This window comes from Marinobacter sp. ST-43 (assembly GCF_030541085.1).
Taxonomy (GTDB): domain Bacteria; phylum Pseudomonadota; class Gammaproteobacteria; order Pseudomonadales; family Oleiphilaceae; genus Marinobacter; species Marinobacter nauticus.
In genome coordinates, this window is the sequence record NZ_JASSVO010000002.1 from 137357 (window position 1) to 158373 (window position 21017).

The 21017-nt window shown below is 58.9% G+C and carries 21 protein-coding genes; 11 read left to right on the top strand and 10 right to left on the bottom strand.

Annotated features, from left to right (window positions below):
- Positions 1–31: 31 nt before the first annotated feature.
- Positions 32–580 (bottom strand): zinc ribbon-containing protein, encoded by a 549-nt coding sequence (locus QPL98_RS04850; RefSeq protein WP_022991399.1) that lies wholly within the window; start codon positions 578–580, stop codon positions 32–34.
- A gap of 151 nt (positions 581–731) precedes the next feature.
- Here QPL98_RS04850 and leuS point away from each other — a divergent pair, with 151 nt between their 5' ends.
- The 5 genes from leuS (at position 732) to QPL98_RS04875 (ending at position 6096) form a co-directional block, all read left to right on the top strand.
- Positions 732–3317: a leucine--tRNA ligase gene (gene leuS, locus QPL98_RS04855; protein WP_114434281.1), complete on the top strand. Its 2586-nt coding sequence runs from the start codon at positions 732–734 to the stop codon at positions 3315–3317.
- A 1-nt stretch (position 3318) separates the two neighbouring features.
- Entirely contained in the window at positions 3319–3894 is a 576-nt protein-coding gene (gene lptE / locus QPL98_RS04860; RefSeq protein WP_114434188.1) for an LPS assembly lipoprotein LptE, read from the top strand.
- Entirely contained in the window at positions 3891–4904 is a 1014-nt protein-coding gene (gene holA / locus QPL98_RS04865) for a DNA polymerase III subunit delta (protein WP_114434187.1), read from the top strand. Before lptE ends, holA begins: the two co-directional genes overlap by 4 nt.
- Before the next feature lie 103 nt (positions 4905–5007).
- Positions 5008–5271, top strand: coding sequence for a hypothetical protein (locus QPL98_RS04870; protein WP_014422133.1), 264 nt, complete (start codon positions 5008–5010; stop codon positions 5269–5271).
- Between the two features lie 189 nt (positions 5272–5460).
- Positions 5461–6096 (top strand): endonuclease, encoded by a 636-nt coding sequence (locus QPL98_RS04875; protein ID WP_022991403.1) that lies wholly within the window; start codon positions 5461–5463, stop codon positions 6094–6096.
- Positions 6097–6297: 201 nt separating this feature from the next.
- On the opposite strand, the gene QPL98_RS04880 is transcribed toward QPL98_RS04875, so the two are convergent.
- The 8 genes from QPL98_RS04880 to bioB all read right to left on the bottom strand — a co-directional run bounded on the left by QPL98_RS04880 (position 6298) and on the right by bioB (position 15337).
- On the bottom strand, positions 6298–8088 hold the full coding sequence (locus QPL98_RS04880; protein ID WP_303292816.1) for an acyl-CoA dehydrogenase C-terminal domain-containing protein: 1791 nt from the start codon (positions 8086–8088) through the stop codon (positions 6298–6300).
- A 220-nt stretch (positions 8089–8308) separates the two neighbouring features.
- Entirely contained in the window at positions 8309–10108 is a 1800-nt protein-coding gene (locus tag QPL98_RS04885) for an acyl-CoA dehydrogenase C-terminal domain-containing protein (protein ID WP_014422136.1), read from the bottom strand.
- Positions 10109–10357: 249 nt separating this feature from the next.
- Positions 10358–11074 carry a putative metalloprotease CJM1_0395 family protein gene (locus QPL98_RS04890; RefSeq protein WP_303292817.1) on the bottom strand — a complete coding sequence of 239 codons (717 nt, stop codon included), beginning with the start codon at positions 11072–11074 and terminating at the stop codon, positions 10358–10360.
- 11 nt (positions 11075–11085) lie between these two features.
- Positions 11086–11331, bottom strand: a complete 246-nt coding sequence (locus QPL98_RS04895; RefSeq protein ID WP_011786197.1) for a flagellar basal body rod C-terminal domain-containing protein — start codon at positions 11329–11331, stop codon at positions 11086–11088.
- Between the two features lie 51 nt (positions 11332–11382).
- On the bottom strand, positions 11383–12087 hold the full coding sequence (bioD, locus tag QPL98_RS04900) for a dethiobiotin synthase (RefSeq protein WP_273030369.1): 705 nt from the start codon (positions 12085–12087) through the stop codon (positions 11383–11385).
- Positions 12088–12269: 182 nt separating this feature from the next.
- Positions 12270–13091 carry a malonyl-ACP O-methyltransferase BioC gene (bioC, locus tag QPL98_RS04905; RefSeq protein WP_303292818.1) on the bottom strand — a complete coding sequence of 274 codons (822 nt, stop codon included), beginning with the start codon at positions 13089–13091 and terminating at the stop codon, positions 12270–12272.
- A complete protein-coding gene (bioF, locus tag QPL98_RS04910; RefSeq protein ID WP_303292819.1) occupies positions 13088–14272 on the bottom strand; it encodes an 8-amino-7-oxononanoate synthase in 1185 nt (394 codons plus the stop codon). The genes bioC and bioF overlap by 4 nt, the downstream gene beginning before the upstream one ends.
- A 6-nt stretch (positions 14273–14278) precedes the next feature.
- Complete coding sequence (bioB, locus tag QPL98_RS04915) at positions 14279–15337, bottom strand: biotin synthase BioB (protein WP_014422142.1); 1059 nt, start codon at positions 15335–15337, stop codon at positions 14279–14281.
- Positions 15338–15388: 51 nt separating this feature from the next.
- On the opposite strand from bioB, the gene QPL98_RS04920 reads away from it, so the two are divergent.
- Complete coding sequence (locus tag QPL98_RS04920) at positions 15389–16117, top strand: ComF family protein (protein WP_141067199.1); 729 nt, start codon at positions 15389–15391, stop codon at positions 16115–16117.
- Here QPL98_RS04920 and QPL98_RS04925 read toward each other — a convergent pair whose 3' ends face one another.
- Positions 16118–17230, bottom strand: a complete 1113-nt coding sequence (locus tag QPL98_RS04925) for an NAD(P)/FAD-dependent oxidoreductase (RefSeq protein WP_303292820.1) — start codon at positions 17228–17230, stop codon at positions 16118–16120.
- Between the two features lie 123 nt (positions 17231–17353).
- Here QPL98_RS04925 and QPL98_RS04930 point away from each other — a divergent pair, with 123 nt between their 5' ends.
- The 5 genes from QPL98_RS04930 to cmoB are packed head-to-tail and all read left to right on the top strand — an operon-like array spanning position 17354 to position 20962.
- A complete protein-coding gene (locus QPL98_RS04930) occupies positions 17354–17776 on the top strand; it encodes a hypothetical protein (RefSeq protein ID WP_022991410.1) in 423 nt (140 codons plus the stop codon).
- Between the two features lie 5 nt (positions 17777–17781).
- Positions 17782–18801 (top strand): serine/threonine protein kinase, encoded by a 1020-nt coding sequence (locus QPL98_RS04935; protein ID WP_303292821.1) that lies wholly within the window; start codon positions 17782–17784, stop codon positions 18799–18801.
- A gap of 20 nt (positions 18802–18821) precedes the next feature.
- Positions 18822–19202: a hypothetical protein gene (locus QPL98_RS04940; RefSeq protein WP_011786206.1), complete on the top strand. Its 381-nt coding sequence runs from the start codon at positions 18822–18824 to the stop codon at positions 19200–19202.
- Positions 19195–19947, top strand: coding sequence for a carboxy-S-adenosyl-L-methionine synthase CmoA (gene cmoA, locus QPL98_RS04945; protein WP_183576489.1), 753 nt, complete (start codon positions 19195–19197; stop codon positions 19945–19947). Before QPL98_RS04940 ends, cmoA begins: the two co-directional genes overlap by 8 nt.
- A 22-nt stretch (positions 19948–19969) precedes the next feature.
- Positions 19970–20962 carry a tRNA 5-methoxyuridine(34)/uridine 5-oxyacetic acid(34) synthase CmoB gene (cmoB, locus tag QPL98_RS04950; RefSeq protein ID WP_303292822.1) on the top strand — a complete coding sequence of 331 codons (993 nt, stop codon included), beginning with the start codon at positions 19970–19972 and terminating at the stop codon, positions 20960–20962.
- Positions 20963–21017 lie beyond the last annotated feature (55 nt).

Below are 21017 nucleotides of genomic sequence, written 5' to 3' on the forward strand. Positions count from 1 at the left end.
TCAAATGGCTTGCAGGCTCAAGGCGATGGCTTCAGCTTTCTTTCGGTGGCCAGCGGCTGGTTACCCGCTCAAAGTAATGGGAGCCGCAGGCCTCGCAGGGATGCAGGTGGCTGGTCTTGGTCAGACAAAGCATGTGGCTGCAGTTCATGCACCGGAACATACCCGCCGTGGCCACTTCACCGGAGATATAGTGACTGACGTCCTGATTCTCCAGCTTCTGCTTCAGTTCCAGAGTATCAACCAGGGTCTGATCGGCTACCGAGAGAAGCCGGTCTGCCAGGGTGTGTTCCAGTAACGCGATATCCAGTTGCAGCCATTCTCCCAGGCCTTCCCCGGTCTCCTCCACAAAATGCAACAGGTGCTCCAGATCCCGCTGAAGATACGCCCCGAGCAAATCTGCTTCTTCCCGGGTCATTTCCTCGACCTCGTATTCCACTTCTATCGCTTTCTGAACTTCTTCCTCCAGCGTCTGCAACGACGTTTCCTGTAGCTCATGCAGGCGTGTCTGTACCCGCTCAAGCATTCGGTCGTAAACCTCAAGGGCTTTTCCGGAGAGGTGACTGCGTTCTGGCTCGCTCATTTGGGCTCCTTATCTGCACCTTTCACCATACTCTCAGTCTGGCACAAACCCGCAGAATTGGCAGACTACCTGTTAAGCCGCGTGTGCGTTAGAATGTTCGGCCTTTTCTCGAACATCCTTTTCACACAGGGTACTTTTGGCAATGGCAGGAATGGACGAACAATACAACCCACGTGAAGTAGAACAGACCGCCCGCACTTTCTGGGAAACCAACGAGACCTTCAAGGTCAAGGAAGAGCCGGGCAAGCCCAAGTACTACTGCCTGTCCATGTTCCCCTACCCCAGCGGCAAGCTGCATATGGGCCACGTCCGCAACTACACCATCGGCGACGTGATTTCCCGCTACCAGCGTATGCAGGGCAAGAATGTAATGCAGCCTATGGGCTGGGACGCTTTCGGCCTGCCTGCCGAAAATGCCGCGATTGCCAACAAGTCTGCACCGGCCAAGTGGACTCGCTCCAACATTGATTACATGAAGAACCAGCTCAAGCAGCTGGGGTTTGGCTACGACTGGAGCCGCGAACTGGCCACCTGCGACCCGGAATACTACCGCTGGGAACAGTGGTTCTTCGCCCGCCTCTACGAGAAAGGCCTGGTGTACAAGAAGATGTCCACCGTGAACTGGGACCCGGTTGACCAGACCGTACTGGCCAACGAGCAGGTGGTTGACGGTCGGGGCTGGCGCTCCGGTGCCCTGGTCGAGCAGAAAAAGATTCCGCAGTGGTTCATCCGCATTACCGACTACGCGGAAGAACTGCTGAACGATCTGGAAGACATGGAGGGCTGGCCCGAGCAGGTCAAGACCATGCAGCGCAACTGGATCGGCAAATCGGTAGGGACCGAGCTGACCTTCCCGCTGAAAGAGCAGGAAGGTGGTCTGACGGTTTACACCACCCGCCCGGACACGCTGATGGGCGTCAGCTACATGGCAGTCGCCGCTGAGCACCCTCTGGCCAAGGCGGCGGCCGAGCGCCACCGCGATGTGGCCGAGTTTGTCGACCAGTGCCGTAACAGCAAGGTGGCCGAAGCCGAGCTGGCGACCATGGAAAAGAAAGGTATAGATACCGGCTTCAAGGCCATTCACCCGCTGACCCAGGAAGAAATCCCGGTCTGGGTCGCCAACTTTGTACTCACGGACTACGGCACCGGAGCCCTGATGGCGGTTCCTGGCCATGATGAGCGGGATCACGAGTTTGCCGTCAAGTACAAGCTGCCCATCAAACAGGTGATTGCACCGAACGACAGCCGCGATATCGATATCCAGGAGCAGGCCTTCACCGAGAAAGGCGTTCTGGTGTCCTCCGGCAAATACAGCGGCCTGACCAGCGAAGAGGCGTTTGAGGAAATCGCGGATTACCTTGAAGCCCAGGGCATTGGCAAACGTACCGTGAACTACCGTCTGCGTGACTGGGGTGTGTCCCGGCAGCGCTACTGGGGTGCGCCCATCCCGATGATGACGCTGGAGGACGGCACCGAGATGCCGGTGCCGGATGACCAGCTACCGGTTCGTCTGCCCGAAGACGTTGAAATGGACGGCGTCCAGTCGCCGATCAAGGCCGACCCGGAGTGGTGCAAGACCGAATACAACGGCCAGCCAGCCACCCTGGAAACCGATACCTTCGATACCTTCATGGAGTCCTCCTGGTATTACGCCCGTTTCTGCAGCCCGAACTACGACAAGGGCATGCTGGACCCGGCTGCCGCCAATTACTGGCTGCCAGTCGACCAGTACATCGGCGGCATCGAGCACGCGATTCTGCACCTGCTGTATGCCCGGTTCTTCCACAAGCTGCTGCGCGACGTTGGTCTGGTGAACAGTTCCGAGCCATTCAAGCGCCTGCTGACCCAGGGCATGGTTCTGGCCGAGACCTACTACCGCAATGAAGCAAATGGCGGGAAAACCTGGTTCAACCCGGCCGATGTGACGGTTGAGCGCGATGGCAAGGGCCAGGTAGTGCGAGCGGTGCTGAAATCGGACGGCGAGCCTGTGGAAATCGGTGGCGTTACCAAAATGTCCAAATCCAAGAACAACGGCATCGATCCCCAGGCCATCATCGATCAGCACGGTGCCGACACTGTGCGGTTGTTCATGATGTTTGCGGCACCACCTGAGCAGTCGCTGGAGTGGTCCGACAGCGGCGTTGAAGGCGCCCATCGCTTCCTCAAACGACTGTGGCGGATGGTCAATGAGCATACCGCCAGTGGCGAAGCTCCGGCGGTTGATCCTGCCAACCTCAATGGTGCTCAGAAAGACCTGCGCCGCAAGACCCACGAAACCATCGCCAAAGTCAGCGATGACATCAGCCGCCGCCTGACCTTCAACACCGCCATCGCGGCTGTCATGGAACTGCTCAACGAAGTGGGCAGGCTCAGCGATGACGAGCCGCAAACCCGCGCGGTGCGTCAGGAAGCCCTGGATACCGCCGTGCTGGTGCTTTCCCCCATTGTGCCGCACATCTGTCACAACCTGTGGCAGGCCCTCGGTCACTCTGACACGGTGGTTGACGCCTCCTGGCCGGTTGCCGACGAAAGCGCCATGGTTCGTAGCGAAATTGAGGTGGTTCTGCAGGTGAACGGCAAGGTCCGGGCCAAGGAGAACGTACCGGCGGATATTGGCAAGACAGATCTGGAGAAGCTTGCCCTGGAGAACGAAAACGTCATGCGTTTCACCGACGGCAAGACCGTACGCAAAGTGATCGTTGTGCCTGGCAAACTCGTGAACGTGGTGGCTAACTAAGATGCCCTGCCCTGCCCCTGAACTGAAAAAGCTGGGTCTTCTGGCACTGCTTGCCTCGCTGCTCACCCTGACCGGCTGTGGCTTTCAGTTACGGGGCAGCTCCCCGGTTCCGGCTGCCCTGCAACCCCTGGCTATTGACTGCCCGTCCTCCCTGCCCGGACAGTTCTGCCAGTCTCTGCGTGAGCAGCTGGAGCTCGGTGGCATCGAGCTACGGAATCCGGGCCAGGCAGACTACCTGCTGCGCCTGTCGGACTACCGCCAGGACCGCCGGGCTTCAGCCATTACCGCACAGGCAGCGGCGGCTGAGTACATTCTGCGCCACACGGTCGCCATGGAGCTGGTGACCAAGGACCAGATCCCGCTGATTGCCACCACCGACCTGAACGCCAGTGAAACCTACCGCTACGACGAGACCAATGTACTCGCCAAACAGCGCGAGGAAGACGAATTGCGGCAACAATTGGGCGATCGCCTTGCCCAACAAGTTATCTTCCGGCTGGCGCCTATGTCCCGACAACGAATTGATGCCCTGGTTCAGGAACACACTGCCGATGGTGAGGAGCCTGAATCACCATGAAAACCCAGCCCGGCCAACTCCCGCAACTTCTGAAGAAAGGCCTGGCTTCGGTTTACCTGATCTCCGGCGATGAACCCCTGCTGGTTCAGGAATGCTGTGACCAGATCCGCGCCGCCGCCCGTGAAGCTGGCTATCTGGACCGGCTCACGTTTCACGCAGACAATCAGTTCGACTGGAACACGGTTGCTGACGAATGCAACGCCCTGTCCCTGTTCGCTGAAAAACGTCGCATTGAGATTCATCTGCCCACCGGCAAACTCGGGGATGGCCGCCGGGTTCTGGAGCAGGTACTGCAATCCCCGCCAGAGGACGTCATTCTCCTGCTGATCAGCGCCAGACTGGATGCCGCCGAAACCAAACGCAAATGGTACAAGGAACTTCAGGGCCATGGCGTGCACGTTCCGCTCTGGCCGGTCGAGGGAGACAAGTTTCCCGGATGGTTGCAGCAACGGGCCACCTCAAAAGGCCTCAGCCTGACCCGTGGAGCACTCGGTATTCTTGCAGAGCGCCTGGAGGGCAACCTGCTGGCCGCCAGCCAGGAGCTGGACCGTCTGACGCTGCTCACCAACGGCAAAACCATCGATGAAGAGACGGTGGAGCAGGCCGTACAGGATAGTGCCAGGTTCAACGGCTTTGAACTGGTCACGGAACTGCTATCCGGCAAGGCTGTTCATGCCTGCCGCATGATCGGGGTGCTGGAGCAGGAGGGCGAAAACCCTCTTGGACTACTCACTGTGCTCGTTCGTGACCTTCATCTGATTGTTGAGCTTAAGACCGCCTTGCCCGGTGGAGAAAACCCCGCGGGCTTTCTGAAAAAGCGCGGCGTTTTCCAGCCAAAGCGCTCGTCCGCCGTCCAGCAAGCGGCTCGAAGACTTTCACTGGCCCAGTTACACCAGGCAATCAACCTTTGTAGTCTGATTGATCGGGCCGCCAAGGGTTTCGATGATCTTTCCCCCTGGCATCACCTGCGGGATCTCTCCCTTATTCTGGCCGGCAAGCGGGCCAGCTGATCTGAATCAAAGCGGGATAGCACCGGCCCGCTCAGGGACTTGACACTTTTTCACGTTCGGGCGCATTGTAGAACTCCCAACTCATCAGGGAAGGAGAAATACCATGAGTCTGCAAGACGATTTCAACAAGCTGTCCGACAAGATCAAGCAATATCGTGACGAGGCGCGCGTTCAGTTGCACCTTGCAAGGGAAGATGTAAAAGACGAATGGGACGATCTGGAGCAGGACTGGGATCGGTTCCGGTCAAAGCTGGATCAGATTTTCCATGATGCCGAGAATGCCAGCAATGAGGCGAGGGAAACTGCTCGCAAGCTGGGTGAGGATCTGAAAACCGGATACCAGAACATCCGTAACAAACTGAAATAAAGCGTTAACTGGTTAACAAATAAACACATCTCTCCGTAAACAGGGGCTTTTGTCTCACTGCCTCTGTGCCATACTTCACAGTAAAGACTGAACAGTTCGTCATAATTTCGTCGAACTGTTCATTTTGCCACCAACCAGTCGTCTGGCTGGCCACGGCGTATGACACGTGCTGTGAGGTATAACGGTCATATGAAAAAAATAATCGCACTCTCCGTCACCCTGACTTTCTCACTTACCGCCGGCATGGTCGTGGGCCAGAATACCCGTTTCAGCGACCCTCAAACGGTCATTGATAATGAATTCTGGAGCAACCTGTATGCCGACGGCGGCTCGTCGTTCTTCTGTGATACTCCCTTCACTGGCAAGGGCTTTGTCATGACCGATGGCTACGTTTATCCACTTGCCGACATTCGCACTGCCCTGGACTGTGGAACAACCTCCCAGTGCCGCCAGGACAATCGCTATAGGCAAATTACGTCTGATCTTCACAACATGGTACCGGTACGAACCCGCGTTGAAATGCGGCGGCGTAACGCCCGGTATGAGAATCTTGGCGAGACCACGGGCGCCGATGATTGCGGGATTCGTGAAAGCGCCCAGTTCTTTGAACCGCCAGAGCGGGTTAAAGGCGACGTTGCCCGCACCATGGCCTATATGGTGGATACTTATGGCCTGCCCTGGCTGGGGGCCACACCGGTGTTCAAGGGCTGGAGCAAACTGGATCCCCCGGATGACCGGGAGCTGAGCCGGCATAAGCGGATTGCCGAAATTCAGGGCAATGAGAATCCGTTTGTGGTGAATCCGGGACTGATAGAACGTCTATAGACTGACGCAAGCCAGGAGGCGGGGTAGAGCTTTCCGAAACACGCTGTAAATACTTCCATGTACGCTCTGTTCCGCCATCCCTGGCTCCACAAGGTTTCGGAAAGCTCTACCCCGCCTCCTGGCCCAAACCTGAGTTAATAGCATCCATAAAAAAGCAGGCCATCGAGGCCTGCTTTTTTCATTTCTGCTTCAGAAATCTGATCAGATTTCGTTAGCAGCCGGCGCCATCATGGCATCGCTGCCACTGCGAATGCCTTCGGCCAGAGACACGGTCTTTGGCAACAGGCGGTCGAAGTAGAAGCGAGCGGTCTTGACCTTGCCGGTATAGAAACCAGAGGTGTCGCCCTCAGCTTTCGGAGCGGCAGCTTTGACCACTTTGGCCCACATGTACGCCAGAGCGGTGTAGCCGAACATATCGAGGTAATCGACGGCTGCGGCACCAATGGCTTCCGGGTTGTTAGCCGCCTGGTTCAGCACGTGCTCGGTAACGTCTGACAGGCGCTCCAGGGAGGCCGCCAGCGGCTCAAGGTAGGGGCGCAGGGCTTCGTCGCTGCTGTTGGCTTCGATGAAGGCGGCAACGTCCTGAGCGAACAGTTCGTACAGCTTGCCTTGGCTGCCCACCACTTTACGCCCCATCAGGTCCATGGCCTGGATGCCGTTGGTACCCTCGTAGATCTGGGTAATGCGGCAGTCGCGTACCAGCTGCTCCTGGCCCCACTCGCGGATGAAGCCGTGGCCACCGAAGACCTGCTGGCCGATGATGGTGGTTTCCAGGCCGCGGTCGGTCAGGAAGGCTTTGGCGACGGGGGTCAGCAGGGCAACCATGCCTTCGGCGTGTTTGCGCTGTTCGTCGTTGTCGGAATACTTGGAGATATCCAGCCACTGGGCGACGTAGGTAGAGAAGGCACGACCACCCTCTACGTAGCTCTTCATGGTCATCAGCATGCGGCGCACGTCCGGGTGTACCAGAATCGGGTCAGCGGCTTTTTCAGGCTGCTGGGCACCGGTCGGCGCGCGGCTCTGGATACGCTCGTTGGCGTATTCGCGGGCGCTCTGCAGGGACGCTTCGGCGGCCCCAATGCCCTGGATGCCCACACCCAGTCGCTCGTAGTTCATCATGGTGAACATGGCGGCCAGGCCTTTGTTTTCTTCACCAACCAGCCAGCCTTTGGCACCGTCAAAGTTCATCACGCAGGTGGCGGAGCCTTTGATACCCATCTTCTTCTCGATGGAACCACAGCTGAACTGGTTACGCTCGCCCAGGGAACCGTCGTCGTTCACCATGAACTTGGGCACCAGGAACAGGGAAATACCCTTCGGGCCCTTCGGCGCGTCCGGCAGTTTAGCCAGCACCAGGTGGATAATGTTCTCCGCCATGTCGTGCTCGCCCCAAGTGATGAAGATCTTGGTGCCGGTGATGTTGAAGGAGCCGTCGTCGTTCGGCTCAGCTTTGGTCCGGATAATACCCAGATCGGTTCCGGCGTGGGGCTCGGTCAGATCCATGGCGCCAGACCAGACGCCGGAGTACATGTTTGGCAGATACTTTTCTTTCAGCTCCTGGTTGCCGTGGGCATCCAGGGCCAGGCAGGCGCCGGCGGTCAGCATCGGAGCCAGACCAAAGGCCATGTTGGCGCCCTGCATCATTTCTTCAAACTGGGCCACCAGCGTCTTCGGCATACCCATGCCACCGAAGTCCGGGTTACCGCCCAAACCGTTCCATCCACCTTCCACGATGGTCTGGTAGGCTTCTTTGAACCCTTCCGGCGTGGAAACTTCGCCTTCGTCCCACTTACAGCCCTGTTCGTCGGCTTCGCGGTTCAGGGGAGCCAGTACGCCGCTGGTGATCTTGCCCGCTTCTTCAAGGATGGCGTCAGCGGTGTCGGGATCTACGTTTTCTGCAATCTTTGGCAGTGACGCCCACAGGGAGGGTGCGTCAAACACTTCGTTCAGAACGAAACGCATGTCACGAAGGGGTGCCTGATAATCAGCCATGTAAAACTCTCCAGAAATTCAGTCAGTCACTTGGGGGGCGGTGTTGATGCCTCTTCTGTTGGAGGTCGGAGCCCACCCGCTCGGCTATGTGTCCGAAACAAGGTTGTTGTTCTATGGCGCGCTATTCTACCTCAAAACACGCCGGCAACTCATGAAAAAAGCCCGCCTCCTGCGGGAGAACGGGCTTTCTCTGTGCCATCAACCAGATAGCAACCCCGCCTTAGATAGCGAAGGCTTCTTCCGGCATGTCCAGCAGGCTGTCTGCACCGGCCAGCATGGTTTCTGCGTGGGTCCGGGTGCGCGGCAGCAGACGCTTGAAGTAGAAGCGTGCAGACTGAACCTTGGCGTTGTAGAACATCTCCTCAGAGGTGCCTTCGGCCATCTTGTCCAGTGCTACCTTGGCCATGCGGGCCCACAGGTAAGCGAATACCGCGTAACCGGAGTACATCAGGTAATCCACAGCAGCGGCACCGACTTCCTCGCGGTTCTTCATGGCGGTCATACCAACCTTCATGGTCAGATCGCCCCACTCCTTGTTGATCGCAGCCAGCGGCTCGATAAATTCTTTCAGCTGCTCGTTGTCGGCGTTCTCTTTGCAGAAGACGTGAACCTGCTTGGTGAACACTTTCAGAGCTTCGCCCTGGGTCATCAGAACCTTACGGCCCAGCAGATCTAGTGCCTGGATACCGGTGGTACCCTCGTAGATCATGCCGATGCGGGAATCACGAACGTTCTGTTCCATGCCCCACTCGGTGATGAAACCGTGGCCACCGAAGACCTGCATACCCAGGTTGGCAGACTCGTAACCGATCTCGGTCAGGAATGCCTTGGCGATCGGGGTCAGGAAGCCCAGCAGCGCGTCTGCGTGCTTGCGCTCTTCCTCGGTCTTGCCGGAGTGAACCACGTCCACTTGCTGGCCAGCCAGGTAGATCAGGGCGCGGGCGCCTTCAGCCACAACTTTCTGGGTCAGCAGCATGCGGCGTACGTCCGGGTGCACGATGATCGGGTCAGCGATGCCGTCCGGATTCTTCGGACCGCTCAGGGAACGCATAGCCAGACGCTCTTTGGCATAGGCCAGGGAACCCTGGAAGCCCAGCTCGGCAGAACCCAGGCCCTGGATGGCGGTACCGATACGAGCGGTGTTCATGAAGGTGAACATGCAGTTCAGGCCTTTGTTCTCCGGCCCGATCAGCCAGCCCTTGGCACCGTCGAAGTTCATCACACAGGTCGCGTTACCGTGGATACCCATCTTGTGCTCCAGGGAGCCACAGGAAACCGCGTTGCGCTCACCGGCGGAACCGTCTTCGTTCGGCAGCTGCTTGGGCACGATAAAAAGGGAGATACCCTTGGTGCCTTCCGGAGCGCCCGGCAGACGAGCCAGTACGATGTGAACGATGTTCTCAGCCATGTCGTGCTCGCCGGCAGAGATGAAGATCTTGGTACCGGTGATGCTGTAGCTGCCGTCAGCGTTCGGCTCGGCCTTGGTGCGCAGGGTGCCCAGGTCAGAACCACAATGCGGCTCGGTCAGACACATGGTACCGGTCCACTCACCGCTGATGAGTTTGGTCAGGTAGGTCTGCTTCTGCTCTTCCGTGCCGTGGGCTTCGATCGTGTTGGTGGCACCGTGGCTCAGGCCCGGGTACATACCCCAGGACCAGTTGGAGGTGCCAACCATTTCGCTGATAACCAGGCCGATGGAATGCGGCAGGCCCTGGCCACCGTAGTTGGGATCGGCAGTCATGGACGGCCAGCCACCTTCAACGTACTGCTGGTACGCTTCTTTGAAGCCGGTCGGGGTTTTCACGCCGTCTTCGCTCCAGGTACAGCCCTCCTGGTCACCCACCTGGTTCAGCGGAGACAGTACCTGCTCACAGAATTTCGCACCTTCCTGGATAATGGCATCAACCATATCCGGAGTTGCATCTTCGGCACCTTCCAGATTGGCGTAGTGCTGCTCGCTGTTCAGCAGCTCGTTCATTACGAATTTAATGTCACGCAGGGGCGCTTTGTATTCAGGCATGGAATCCACCTCGGTTCTGGGTCTCAGCTGAAACGGGTTTACAGCTTCTGGCCTCGGGTTTGCTCAGACACCATGATGCACCGCATCACGGCCTTAATTAAACACTTGTTTGAAACATACGTTTTGGGGCACAGAATTGTCAATAGCCTTGACTGAAATTTGTGTTGGTTTTGTGCTCGATCAGTAAATTTTCAGGGCAGAAATGCCCGGAGAAAACGGGAAGACAAGGAGAAAGGCCAGACGAAGCGATCAGGCGAACAGGGAAGTCACAGACTCGGAATAGCGGGAGTCGCCAGCCATGGCAGAGACATTGCGGTAGCTCTCTTCCGCCTCGCGGGAACGGGCACTGCGAGCATCACCCTGGCTTCCCTCAACACGGGCAGAGGCTTCGGCCGTCCGGGATTCGCCCTCACCTGCCGCCAGCTCCGACTGTGCCTGCAACATGGTCTGCATGGCTTGGGCGGCAACAGCGCGATCCTGACCGGAGGGCTGGGCAGGCGCCATGGCAGCAGCCCGCACCACACGCATTTTTTCAATGGTGGCCTGAGGATCCCCCGCCACCGGCGAAACATCAATGGGAACTTCACCGCCTACCGCATACTGGGCGCCATCCGGCCCTCGCTGGTAGGTAAACGACATAGCACCCGCGTACTGCCCACCAGCAGCCTGATGCGCCGCCTCGTGAGCACGCACTTCCCTGTCCCGGGCTTTGAGGTCAGTCAGCTGCTTCAGCTCTTCATCTGTCAGGCCTTGCGGATTCTCGCGCGCGTCGGAGCGTGATTCGGAAGACTGGTCGGATTTTCGTCCTTCGGAAGACTGCTCAACCGGTTTTGAGGTTGATGAAGTATCGCCAGTGGCAGGCTTTTCACCGGAAGCCTCCGGTGTTCGGCCACTGCCTGCGACCGGCGTGGACGCACCGGTGGGAGAGCCGAAGAAGATGGGAGCGATTGAGGAGAATACGTTCACAGAAACCTGGCTCAGGCGCGAATATCCAGCAGGGTACCCAGCGTTTCATCGGCGGTTTTAACGACCTGAGCAGAGGCCTCGACGCTGCGCTCGTATAGTTTCAGGTCGATCATGGGTTCCACCAGATTTCCAGCGCCCTCCGCTGAGCCCTGAGGACCGTCAACGCCACCTCGGGCAATTTTCCGGGCCGCGTTCTCCATGCCCACCATGCCGTCCTGGATACCCTGAATCCCGATAGCAAGTGTGTTGTTAATCATGAGCAGCCATTCCTGTGACGAACCTTTGACCTGATTAACTCACATTTCTGGTCAATTTTCAATCAGCGGTGTGATGTTCAGATACCGAGACAGGATCGCCGGCATCTCGGCGGTATCGGTATTTTCCAACCAGGGAAGCACACCGAGGCAAGGCGCGCCGAGGTGGGTGGACAGGTAGTTCAGGGTATCCTGTTCGCAACTCATCACCTGTTCTTCGGGATGGTTACCTACCCAGCCTGCAACAACCAGTCCGTCGGCGCGAATCGCTTCGGCGCTGAGCATGGCATGATTGATACACCCCAGTTGCAGCGGCACAACCAGTATCACCGGCAGTTTCAACTCTCCCGGCACCGCTGCGTAGGTTTCCCGATCATTGAGTGGTACTTGCCAGCCACCGGCGCCTTCGATCAGCAGAAGATCGGCGGGGCGGATCTGCATGCCACGACAAAACCCGACGATTCGCTGGGCGGTGACCTGTTTTCCGGCCTGCTGGGCAGCTACGTGGGGGGCGATGGCGGGCTTGAGGGCGATGGGGTTGATGGTGTCGTAGGGTAGTTTTTCGGTGATGGCCGCCTGCAGCATCAGGGCGTCTTCGTTTCTCAGGCCCTCAGGGGTCTGGTCGCAGCCGGAAGCGATGGGTTTCATGGCCAGGGTTCGCTTGCCGGCGGATTTGGCCGCCTCGAGAATGGCTGCGGAGACGATGGTTTTGCCGACGCCGGTGTCGGTGCCTGTAATGAAATAAGTGTGTTTGGCCATGCCTGAAATGTTCCTACGATTAGCGTAAGACGAGGGCAGGGGTACTCTTTCCAGGACACGCTACAAGCACATCCATGTGCGCTTGATTCGGGCCATCCATGGCCCTCAACAGTCCTGGAAAGAGTACCCCTGCCCTCGCCCGATATTTTTCACGGGTAGTCCGGACTCAATTAAATCCAATACTATCGTTTAACCCAGTATATCCAGGCCGCGCAGTACCCAGCCTCAACGACGTTGTCAGCTCGCGTTGGATAGGCACGACACATCGCCCGAAAGCGCCCCGGCGCCGTCACCGTCCGCCGGCGCTCTTCGCCTCTAAACACCGCACCGAGTTCTTTCAACTCACGATTGAGGTGCATGGGCGACTGGTACGGCAGTGATATGGTTTCAGCAACCTGTTTTGCGTTTGGCAGAACCGTCTCCACGAGGGCCTGCCACTGCGTTTCCGGAACAAAGCGGTTTACGTGCGCCTGTCCCGGATCGGCCTCGGCCCAGGCCTGTTTCAGTTCAGACAAGGTGCCGTCCAACAGCGTCGATATGGCCAGTCGTCCGCCAGGCCTGAGAATTCTTCGGCACTCCCGAAGGATCAGCTCCGGCCGGGCGCTCCACTGAATCATCAGGTTACTGAAGATCAGGTCAACGCTGTTATCCGCCAACGGAATCTGTTCGGCATCAGCGTGTAGCCAGTAGATTGCTCCCGGGCTTTGATTGGCAGCCTCAGCCAGCATGCCCGCTGAAAGGTCTGCACCGGTAACCTCGGAATGGGGGTATTGCGCCACTAACTTCCGGCTAAACCAGCCGGTTCCGCAGCCCAAATCAAGCACCGATTCCGGCACTGGCGTGTCTGCAAGCTCGGCGAGCATGGCATCGCCCATGATTTTCTGTAGGCGGGAGGCACTGTCGTAGGTGGCACTGGCGCCACCGAAGCCGCGAGCAATGGACTGCTTGGTTCCGGTTCCGCCCTCAACAGGAGCCGTTGGCTCTATTCGGGTATAGATGGTCATAGCACTGGCTCCCGGGCCACGGCCTCACACAGGATGGAACGGCTCTTCGCCAGGGCCCGCAGCAACCGGTCAACATCCGCTTCCGTGTGGGCGGCGCTGAGCGTAACCCGCAAGCGGGCCTCGCCCTCCGGCACCGTGGGCGGCCGTATCGCCGTTACCAGCAGCCCCTCATCCTCCAGTGCGCGGCTGAGCGCCAACGCGATCCAGTTATCTCCAATCATGATGGGCTGAATGGGCGTTCGGGATGACATCAGCTCATAACCCAGATCCTGAGCACCTGCCCTGAATCGCTGAATCAACGCGTCAAGCTGAACGCGTCGCTCATCGCCGCTCTCAACAGCATCCAGGCTGGCGCAGGTTGCCGCGGCCAGTGCCGGCGGCATGGCGGTGGTGTAGATATAGGTCCGGGCCTTCTGTACGAGGTAGTCAATCAACACGTCAGAGCCAGCGACAAATGCCCCGGAGGTTCCCACGCCCTTGCCCAGAGTACCGATCAACACCGGCACATCCTCCTGGCACAACCCGGCTTCCAGCACGCTCCCCCGGCCCTGTGGCCCGAGAACACCAATGCCATGGGCATCGTCCACCACCAGAAGCGCATCGTGAGCCTTACAGACGCGAGCCAGTTCCGTGAGTGGCGCAATGTCTCCATCCATGCTGAACACGCCATCGGTAACCACCAGTTTGTGGCCGGAGGTTGCTGAGAGCATGGCTTCCAACGCGGCCACATCACCGTGGGCATAGCGGCGCACGCGAGCACGGCTGAGAATGCAGCCGTCAATGATCGAAGCGTGATTCAGTCGATCCGAGAAAATGGTATCGCCACGGCCCGCCAGTGCAGCAATAACACCCATGTTTGCCATGTACCCGGTGGAAAAAAACAGCGCCGAACTCCTCCGGGTGAACGCTGCCAACCTCTGCTCAAGGCGATGATGGGCCTCGTGGTGGCCGCAAACCAGATGCGAAGCCGCTCCGCCCAGGCCCACCTCCGGCAGCGCCTGCTCCAGCGCCCGCATGTTTTCGCCATGACTGGCCAGGCCCAGATAGTCGTTACTGCAGAACGACAACAACGACCGGCCATCCGCCGTCAGCGTCGGCTGCTGGGGGCCGGCAATCAGGCGGCGGGTTCTGTACAACCCGGCCTGCTTTCGTTGCTCTATCTCTTGGGCGAAGTCACGCATGCGGAATCACGCAGACTCGCGGGTCGCGTCGTAAAACATGTGCCGCGTGGCCTCGTATTCCACCGCCTCGGCAATGGCCTCTTCCTCCTGCTCCTCGGTCGCGCACTGCTCCCGCTGCTCCGGCCGGATGCCCAGCTTGCGGAACAACTGCATGTCCGCATCCGCCTCCGGGTTCGAGGTGGTCAGCAGTTTCTCACCGTAGAAAATGGAGTTGGCTCCCGCCATGAAACAGAGTGCCTGCATCTGCTCATTCATCTGCTCACGGCCCGCGGACAAGCGTACATGGGAAGCCGGCATCATGATTCGGGCGACGGCGATAATGCGAATGAAATCAAATGGGTCCAGATCTTCCACATCTTCCAGCGGCGTCCCCTTCACCTTCACCAGCATGTTCACCGGCACGCTCTCCGGGTGCTGGGGTAAATTGGCAAGCTGAACCAGCAGACCGACTCGGTCATCCTCATCCTCACCCATACCCATGATGCCGCCACAACAAACCTTCATACCGGCCTTGCGCACATTGTCGAGCGTATCCAGGCGGTCCTGGTAGGTACGGGTCGTGATGATGTGGTTATAGTATTTCTCGGAGGTATCCAGGTTGTGGTTGTAGTAATCCAGGCCAGCGTCTGCCAACTCCCGGGCTTCCTCTTCTTTGAGCATGCCCAGTGTCATACAGGTTTCCAGGCCCAGGGATTTCACCTGGCGGACCATATCCAGAACGTAGGGCATGTCTTTCTTTGACGGGCTACGCCAGGCGGCACCCATGCAGAACCGGGATGCCCCTTTTTCTCTGGCAACGCGGGCCTCAGCCACCACCTTCTCGATTTCCAGCAGCTTCTCCTTTTCAAGCCCGGTGTTGTAATGACCACTCTGCGGGCAATACTTGCAGTCTTCAGGGCAGGCACCGGTCTTGATCGAGAGCAGCGTGCTCACCTGAACCTCATTCGGGTCAAAGTGCTCCCGGTGGATGCTCTGGGCGCGAAACAGAAGATCATTGAACGGAAGATTGAAAAGCTCGCGAGCTTCCTGAAGCGTCCAGTCGTGACGGGTAGCGGTGGCAGTCATGTGAGAGTCCTGTTAACCTTTCCGGGATTTTTGGTTTACGGATAAACCGCGATGATAAACGGACTGATCTCGCTGTCAACCTCGACAAAGGTTAAGGTTAACAGCTCAAGACGCGCCGGACGCTGCGTCATCTGCCTCGCAGGCGCTGCCCAGGATGGCCTTTGCCAGGACTGCCGGAACGACCTGCCCGCCAACCGCTGGTGCTGTCTGACCTGCGCGCTGCCCTTGCCCTTTCCAACCCCGGATGGACATTGCGGCGAATGCCTGGCTTCACCACCGCGTTATAGCCGCTCGCTGATCCCCTGGCGTTACCAGTTTCCGGTTGATGGCATGATCGGTCGCTACAAATACCACGGCCAGCACAAATTCGCGCGACCATTACTGGCGGGTTTTACCGACTACATTGAGCATCATCTGGCAGCCGAGGGCCGGCCGCAGGTTCTGATCCCCGCCCCCATGCACTGGACCCGGCGCTGGCAACGGGGCTTCAATCAGGCCCAGGATATTGCCGAGGCGGTGGGAAGGCGACTGGACCTGCCTGTCAACGCCCGTCTGGTGCGACGAACGCGACGGGTTCACGCACAACGGAAACTGGACCGGACAAGCCGACTGGCCAATCTTCAGGGGCTGTTTGAGGTTACCGGACCGGTGCCGGCAAACGTCGCCATTGTTGATGACGTGGTCACTACCGGAGCCACCGTTCGCGAGCTGGCCTCGGTGCTCACCAGAGCGGGAGCGAAGGAAATCCAGGTCTGGGCACTGGCGCGTACACCCGGCTGATCAATTGGCGAGTTCTGTCAGTACGTGTCCGGCGATGGCCAGACACGAGGTGAGTCCCGGCGACTCAATCCCGAACAGATTGACCAGGCCGTCAATACCATGTTTCTCAGGGCCATCGATGCGGAAATCGGCAAAGCCGCCATCCGGGCCCGCCAGTTTAGGGCGAATGCCCGCATAAGCCGGCTGCAGACGGGCCTCGTCCAGGGACGGCCACCAGCGCCGGATACTGTCGGCAAATCCACGAACACGCTGCGGATCGACCCGATAGCTTTCTTCGTCAATCCATTCCACATCCGGCCCAAACCTGGCCTGGCCAGCCAGATCGAGAGTCAGATGAATGCCGAGCCCACCGGGTTCGGGTATGGGATAGATCAGAGTATTGAATGGATGGCGGCCACTGAAGCTGAAATACACACCACGGGCCAACCATTGTTCCGGCCGCGCACGCTCTGGCAACCCCGACCACAGCCCCGCAAGTGCCGGGGCACCAAGTCCAGCGGCGTTAATCACTTCCCGAGCCTTCAGGGTCAGATCTCCGGCCTCACCCACCTTCAGAACATGCCCCTCAGGACCGGATTCGGCAAACACCACCGGACTGTTCAACGCAATCTGGCCACCGGCGTCTTCCAGATCACCCTGCAGCGCCAGCATCAGGCCATGACTGTCTACGATCCCGGTTTGCGAAGACCAGAGCCCGGCAGTCGCCCGGATCGAGGGCACTTGGCACGCCATCGCGGCACCTTCATATAACACCAGCGGTACACCATTTCGGCCCGCCTGCGCCTGAATGCCAACAAGACGTTCGGCCTGCGCGGCGTCACTGGCGATGATCCACTTCCCGCATTTTCGATGCACAACCTTATGGCTGACACAGTATTCATAAAGCTGTTGCCGGCCTTCCACGCACAATCGAGCCTTGAGGGAATACTCCGGGTAGTAGATACCGGCATGAATGACTTCGCTGTTGCGGGAGGATATGCCTTCACCAATGGCGGCACCGGCTTCCAGCACCAGCACCTCTCTCCCCGAACGGGCCAGCGCACGCGCAATGGCAAGTCCTACTACGCCGGCGCCGATTACTACGGTCTGTGTACTGAACTGCTCCTGAGCCACTACGCATTCCTCTACCCTGCTCTCTGGCAGGGAAATTACCGCAGATCAACGCTGGTTGCATTACCTGCCCGCCAAGAACCGTTATACTTGCCCCAAGACAGAACGAACGCATGGAGCCTGGCGATGTCTGATAGAAAACAGTTTATTACCGTTATGGTGGTTGCCGCGCTTTTTGTTGGCTGGATTGGCTGGCGTGGCTTTGAAGTGACCCACCTGAACGCGCAACTGAAGGAAGACAGAGTCGTCGCCGGTTACCCGTACCAGCACCGCGTATTGAGGGTTGAGGGAGATACTGCCGTCATCAGTTCTCTTCGGTCCCACTCGGTATCAACCCAGAAGGCCCTGACCGCCGTATTCCCCGGCATGCGCCATCTGGCAGACACCCATCGCGACTGGCAGAAAGCAGAACGGGAGCTTGCCCAGGTTCAGGCCAGAGCCGGGGATCTCGTCCTGGCCACGGGGCGGGTCAACCGCATTCGCTGGGAGCTGGACGAAAACTGGTACCATTTGCAATCCATGAAAACCCGATACGACACCACATTCTGAGCCCTATGCAGACTGAACCTCCGGCGATCACCCCGTCCTCGCATCCCTACGATGCCCTCACCCCGGAAGTCATTCTGGATGCCATTGAGGCGGAGGGATTCGAGGTCAACGGCCGGCTGTTTGCCCTGAACAGCTATGAGAACCGCGTCTATCAGGTCGGCATTGAAGACCAGCCACCGGTAATTGCCAAATTCTACCGTCCAGGCCGCTGGCCGGATGCGGCGATTCTGGAAGAACACGAATTTACCCTGTCACTGCAGGAGGCCGGGGTGCCCGTGGTTGCCCCTTTGGTGCTGCCGGGCGGGCATTCCCTCGGCCAGTACGGGGATTTCAGATTCGCGGTGTTCCCGCAGCGCGGCGGCCAGGCCCCGGATACCAGTGTTACCGACACCCTGTATAGACTGGGCCAGTGGCTGGGGCAGATTCACAACATTGGTGCGCTGAAACCGTTTGAGCACAGACCTGGGTTCGATCTGTTGGCGGGGCTGGAACAGAACAACCAGGTGCTGGTGGACGGTAACTGGATTCCCGATGATCTCAAACCGGCCTGGAATTCCCTGATTCCGGACCTGATCGCCAACTGCCGTGAACGGATAGCCGAAGCCGGCCCGGTAGACACCTTGCGCATTCACGGTGATTGTCACGCCGGCAACATTCTGTGCCGGGACGAAACCATGCTGTTTGTAGATCTGGACGACTGTCGCACAGGCCCGGCGGTACAGGACATGTGGCTGCTACTGAACGGAGACGCCAGCGAGCGGGGCGCCCAGCTTGGCGAATTGCTGGAAGGCTATGAAATGTTCCGGGATTTCAATCGTCGCGAACGCCACCTGATTGAACCCCTGCGATGCTACCGGCAAATCGCCCACTGTGCGTGGCTGGCAAGGCGCTGGGAAGATCCGGCCTTCCCGAGATTCTTCCCCTGGTTTTCACAGCCGCGGTTCTGGTCAGACCAGATCCTGTCCTTACGGGAACAGCTGGCCGCACTACAGGAACCGGCTATCAGCCTGCCGGGCCAATTCTGATTTTCTGACACGAGGTACCCATGAGCGATAACGAACGGCGTTTCACAGCCAAAAGCCTGATTGTTACCGGAGTTGCCGCCATCGTCGGCACGGTACTGGTGCTGGAAGCGTCTGGCCGGATTGATCACTCCGACAACAAGGACCACGCTCCGGTGGGTGAATTTACCGCCATTCACGTCAAACCCGGCGAAACCTTCCGTATGTCCCGAAAATCCTCGGAGCTGCACGCCGTTTGTGAGAATGGCTACCTGGCCATTGCCGCCGATGTCGATCCATCTTTCCGGGGCATTCTGGTCGACTACAAAAACCGTGGGGTTCGCTGCGCACGGCCGTCCCCTACCGACAAGGATCTGGCTACCCCTCGCCCCGATGAGCGCGAGGCCGGAGCGGGCGATGAGTAATCGCACGCCCCCGGAGCAACTGACCGACCGGTTATTTGCCACCGAGCGCAATCCGGACGATTTCCGCTTTGACGCGTCCGTAGCCCGGGTGTTTCCGGACATGATTCGTCGCTCTGTACCCGGCTACACCACCATCATCCCGATGATTGAGGTGATCACGGAACAGTACGTTCAGCCGGGCTCACATTGTTACGACCTTGGCTGCTCGCTCGGTGCGTCCACCCTGGCCATGCGCCACGGCATACCCTACCCGGACTGCACCCTGGTGGGCGTGGACAATTCCGAGGCCATGATTGAGCGATGTGAGCATTATGTCGCTCTGGATGATCACGACCTGCCGGTTACACTGCGCTGCGAGGACATCCTGGGCACCGAACTGAGCAATGCCTCAGTCACCACCCTGAACTTCACGCTGCAGTTCGTGCCGCCCGAGCAGCGGTTGGCCCTGCTGACCCGTATCGGCGACGCCACCCTGCCCGGCGGCGTGCTGGTTTTGTCCGAGAAGATCCGATTTGAATCCGACGCGGAACAGGCCATCCAGACCCGCCTTCACCACGAGTTCAAGCGGGCCAACGGCTATTCGGATCTGGAAATCAGCCAGAAGCGTGCCGCCATCGAGAAAGTGCTGATCCCGGAAACCCTGGCAAACCACCGGGACCGATTGCAGCGCGCCGGCTTTGACCAGGTACTGGTGTGGTACCAGTGCTTCAATTTTGTCTCGATGCTGGCCATCAAGAATTCCTGACTTATCCACCGAAAGACACTCCATGGCACTGTTTGACTGGCACAAGCACTTTGATCCCGTTCTTTCCTACCTGAACGAAACCGGTAACACCCGGTGGACCACAGCCCTGAAAGAACAACTCACTCGACGGTTTGAGGACAACCCCCACGGCGATATGGAACGCTGGCACAACGCACTGCAGTCCTTGCCAGACGTTGCCGATGCCAGGGTCGACCTGAATCAGTCTGCAATCACGTTGACCAGCCCCAGCGGCCTGGATCCAGACGCCATGAACCGCCTTGAGAACGGATTACGGGGACTGATGCCCTGGCGTAAGGGCCCGTTCGATTTCTTCGGCACCTACATTGACACCGAATGGCGCTCAGACTGGAAATGGGACCGGGTAGCACCGCATCTGGCGGATCTGGCCGGGCGTACCATTCTGGATGTGGGCTGCGGCTCCGGCTACCATTGCTGGCGCATGGCTGGAGCGGGGGCCAGGCAGGTGATCGGCATCGACCCGGGGCTGTTGTTCATGTTCCAGTTCCTGGCGGTCAAAGGGTATCTGGGCCAGGCTCCGGTCGATCTGCTCCCGGTGCGCATGGAAGACCTCCCGGCCGACATGGAATGCTTTGACACCACCTTCTCCATGGGCGTGCTGTATCACCGTCGTTCACCACTGGATCACCTGCTGGAACTCAAGGGCACGCTGCGTCGCGGCGGCGAACTGGTGCTGGAAACCCTGGTTGTAGACGGCCCGGAGGGCTACAGCCTGATGCCCGAAGACCGTTACGGCCAGATGCGCAACGTCTGGTTCTTGCCGAGCTGCCCGACCCTGCTCCGGTGGCTGGACAGAACCGGGTTCCGCAACGCCCGGGTGGTAGACGTCAGTGAGACCACCACCGATGAGCAGCGCCAGACCGACTGGATGCGTTTCAATTCACTGGCGGACTTTCTGGACCCAGACAATCCCTCGAAAACCATTGAGGGCTACCCGGGCCCCAAGCGGGCGACACTGATCGCGGAAAAGCCCTGACACCCTGCACCGGAAAACCGGCACAAAAAAACCGCCTGGGGCATCCACCACAGGC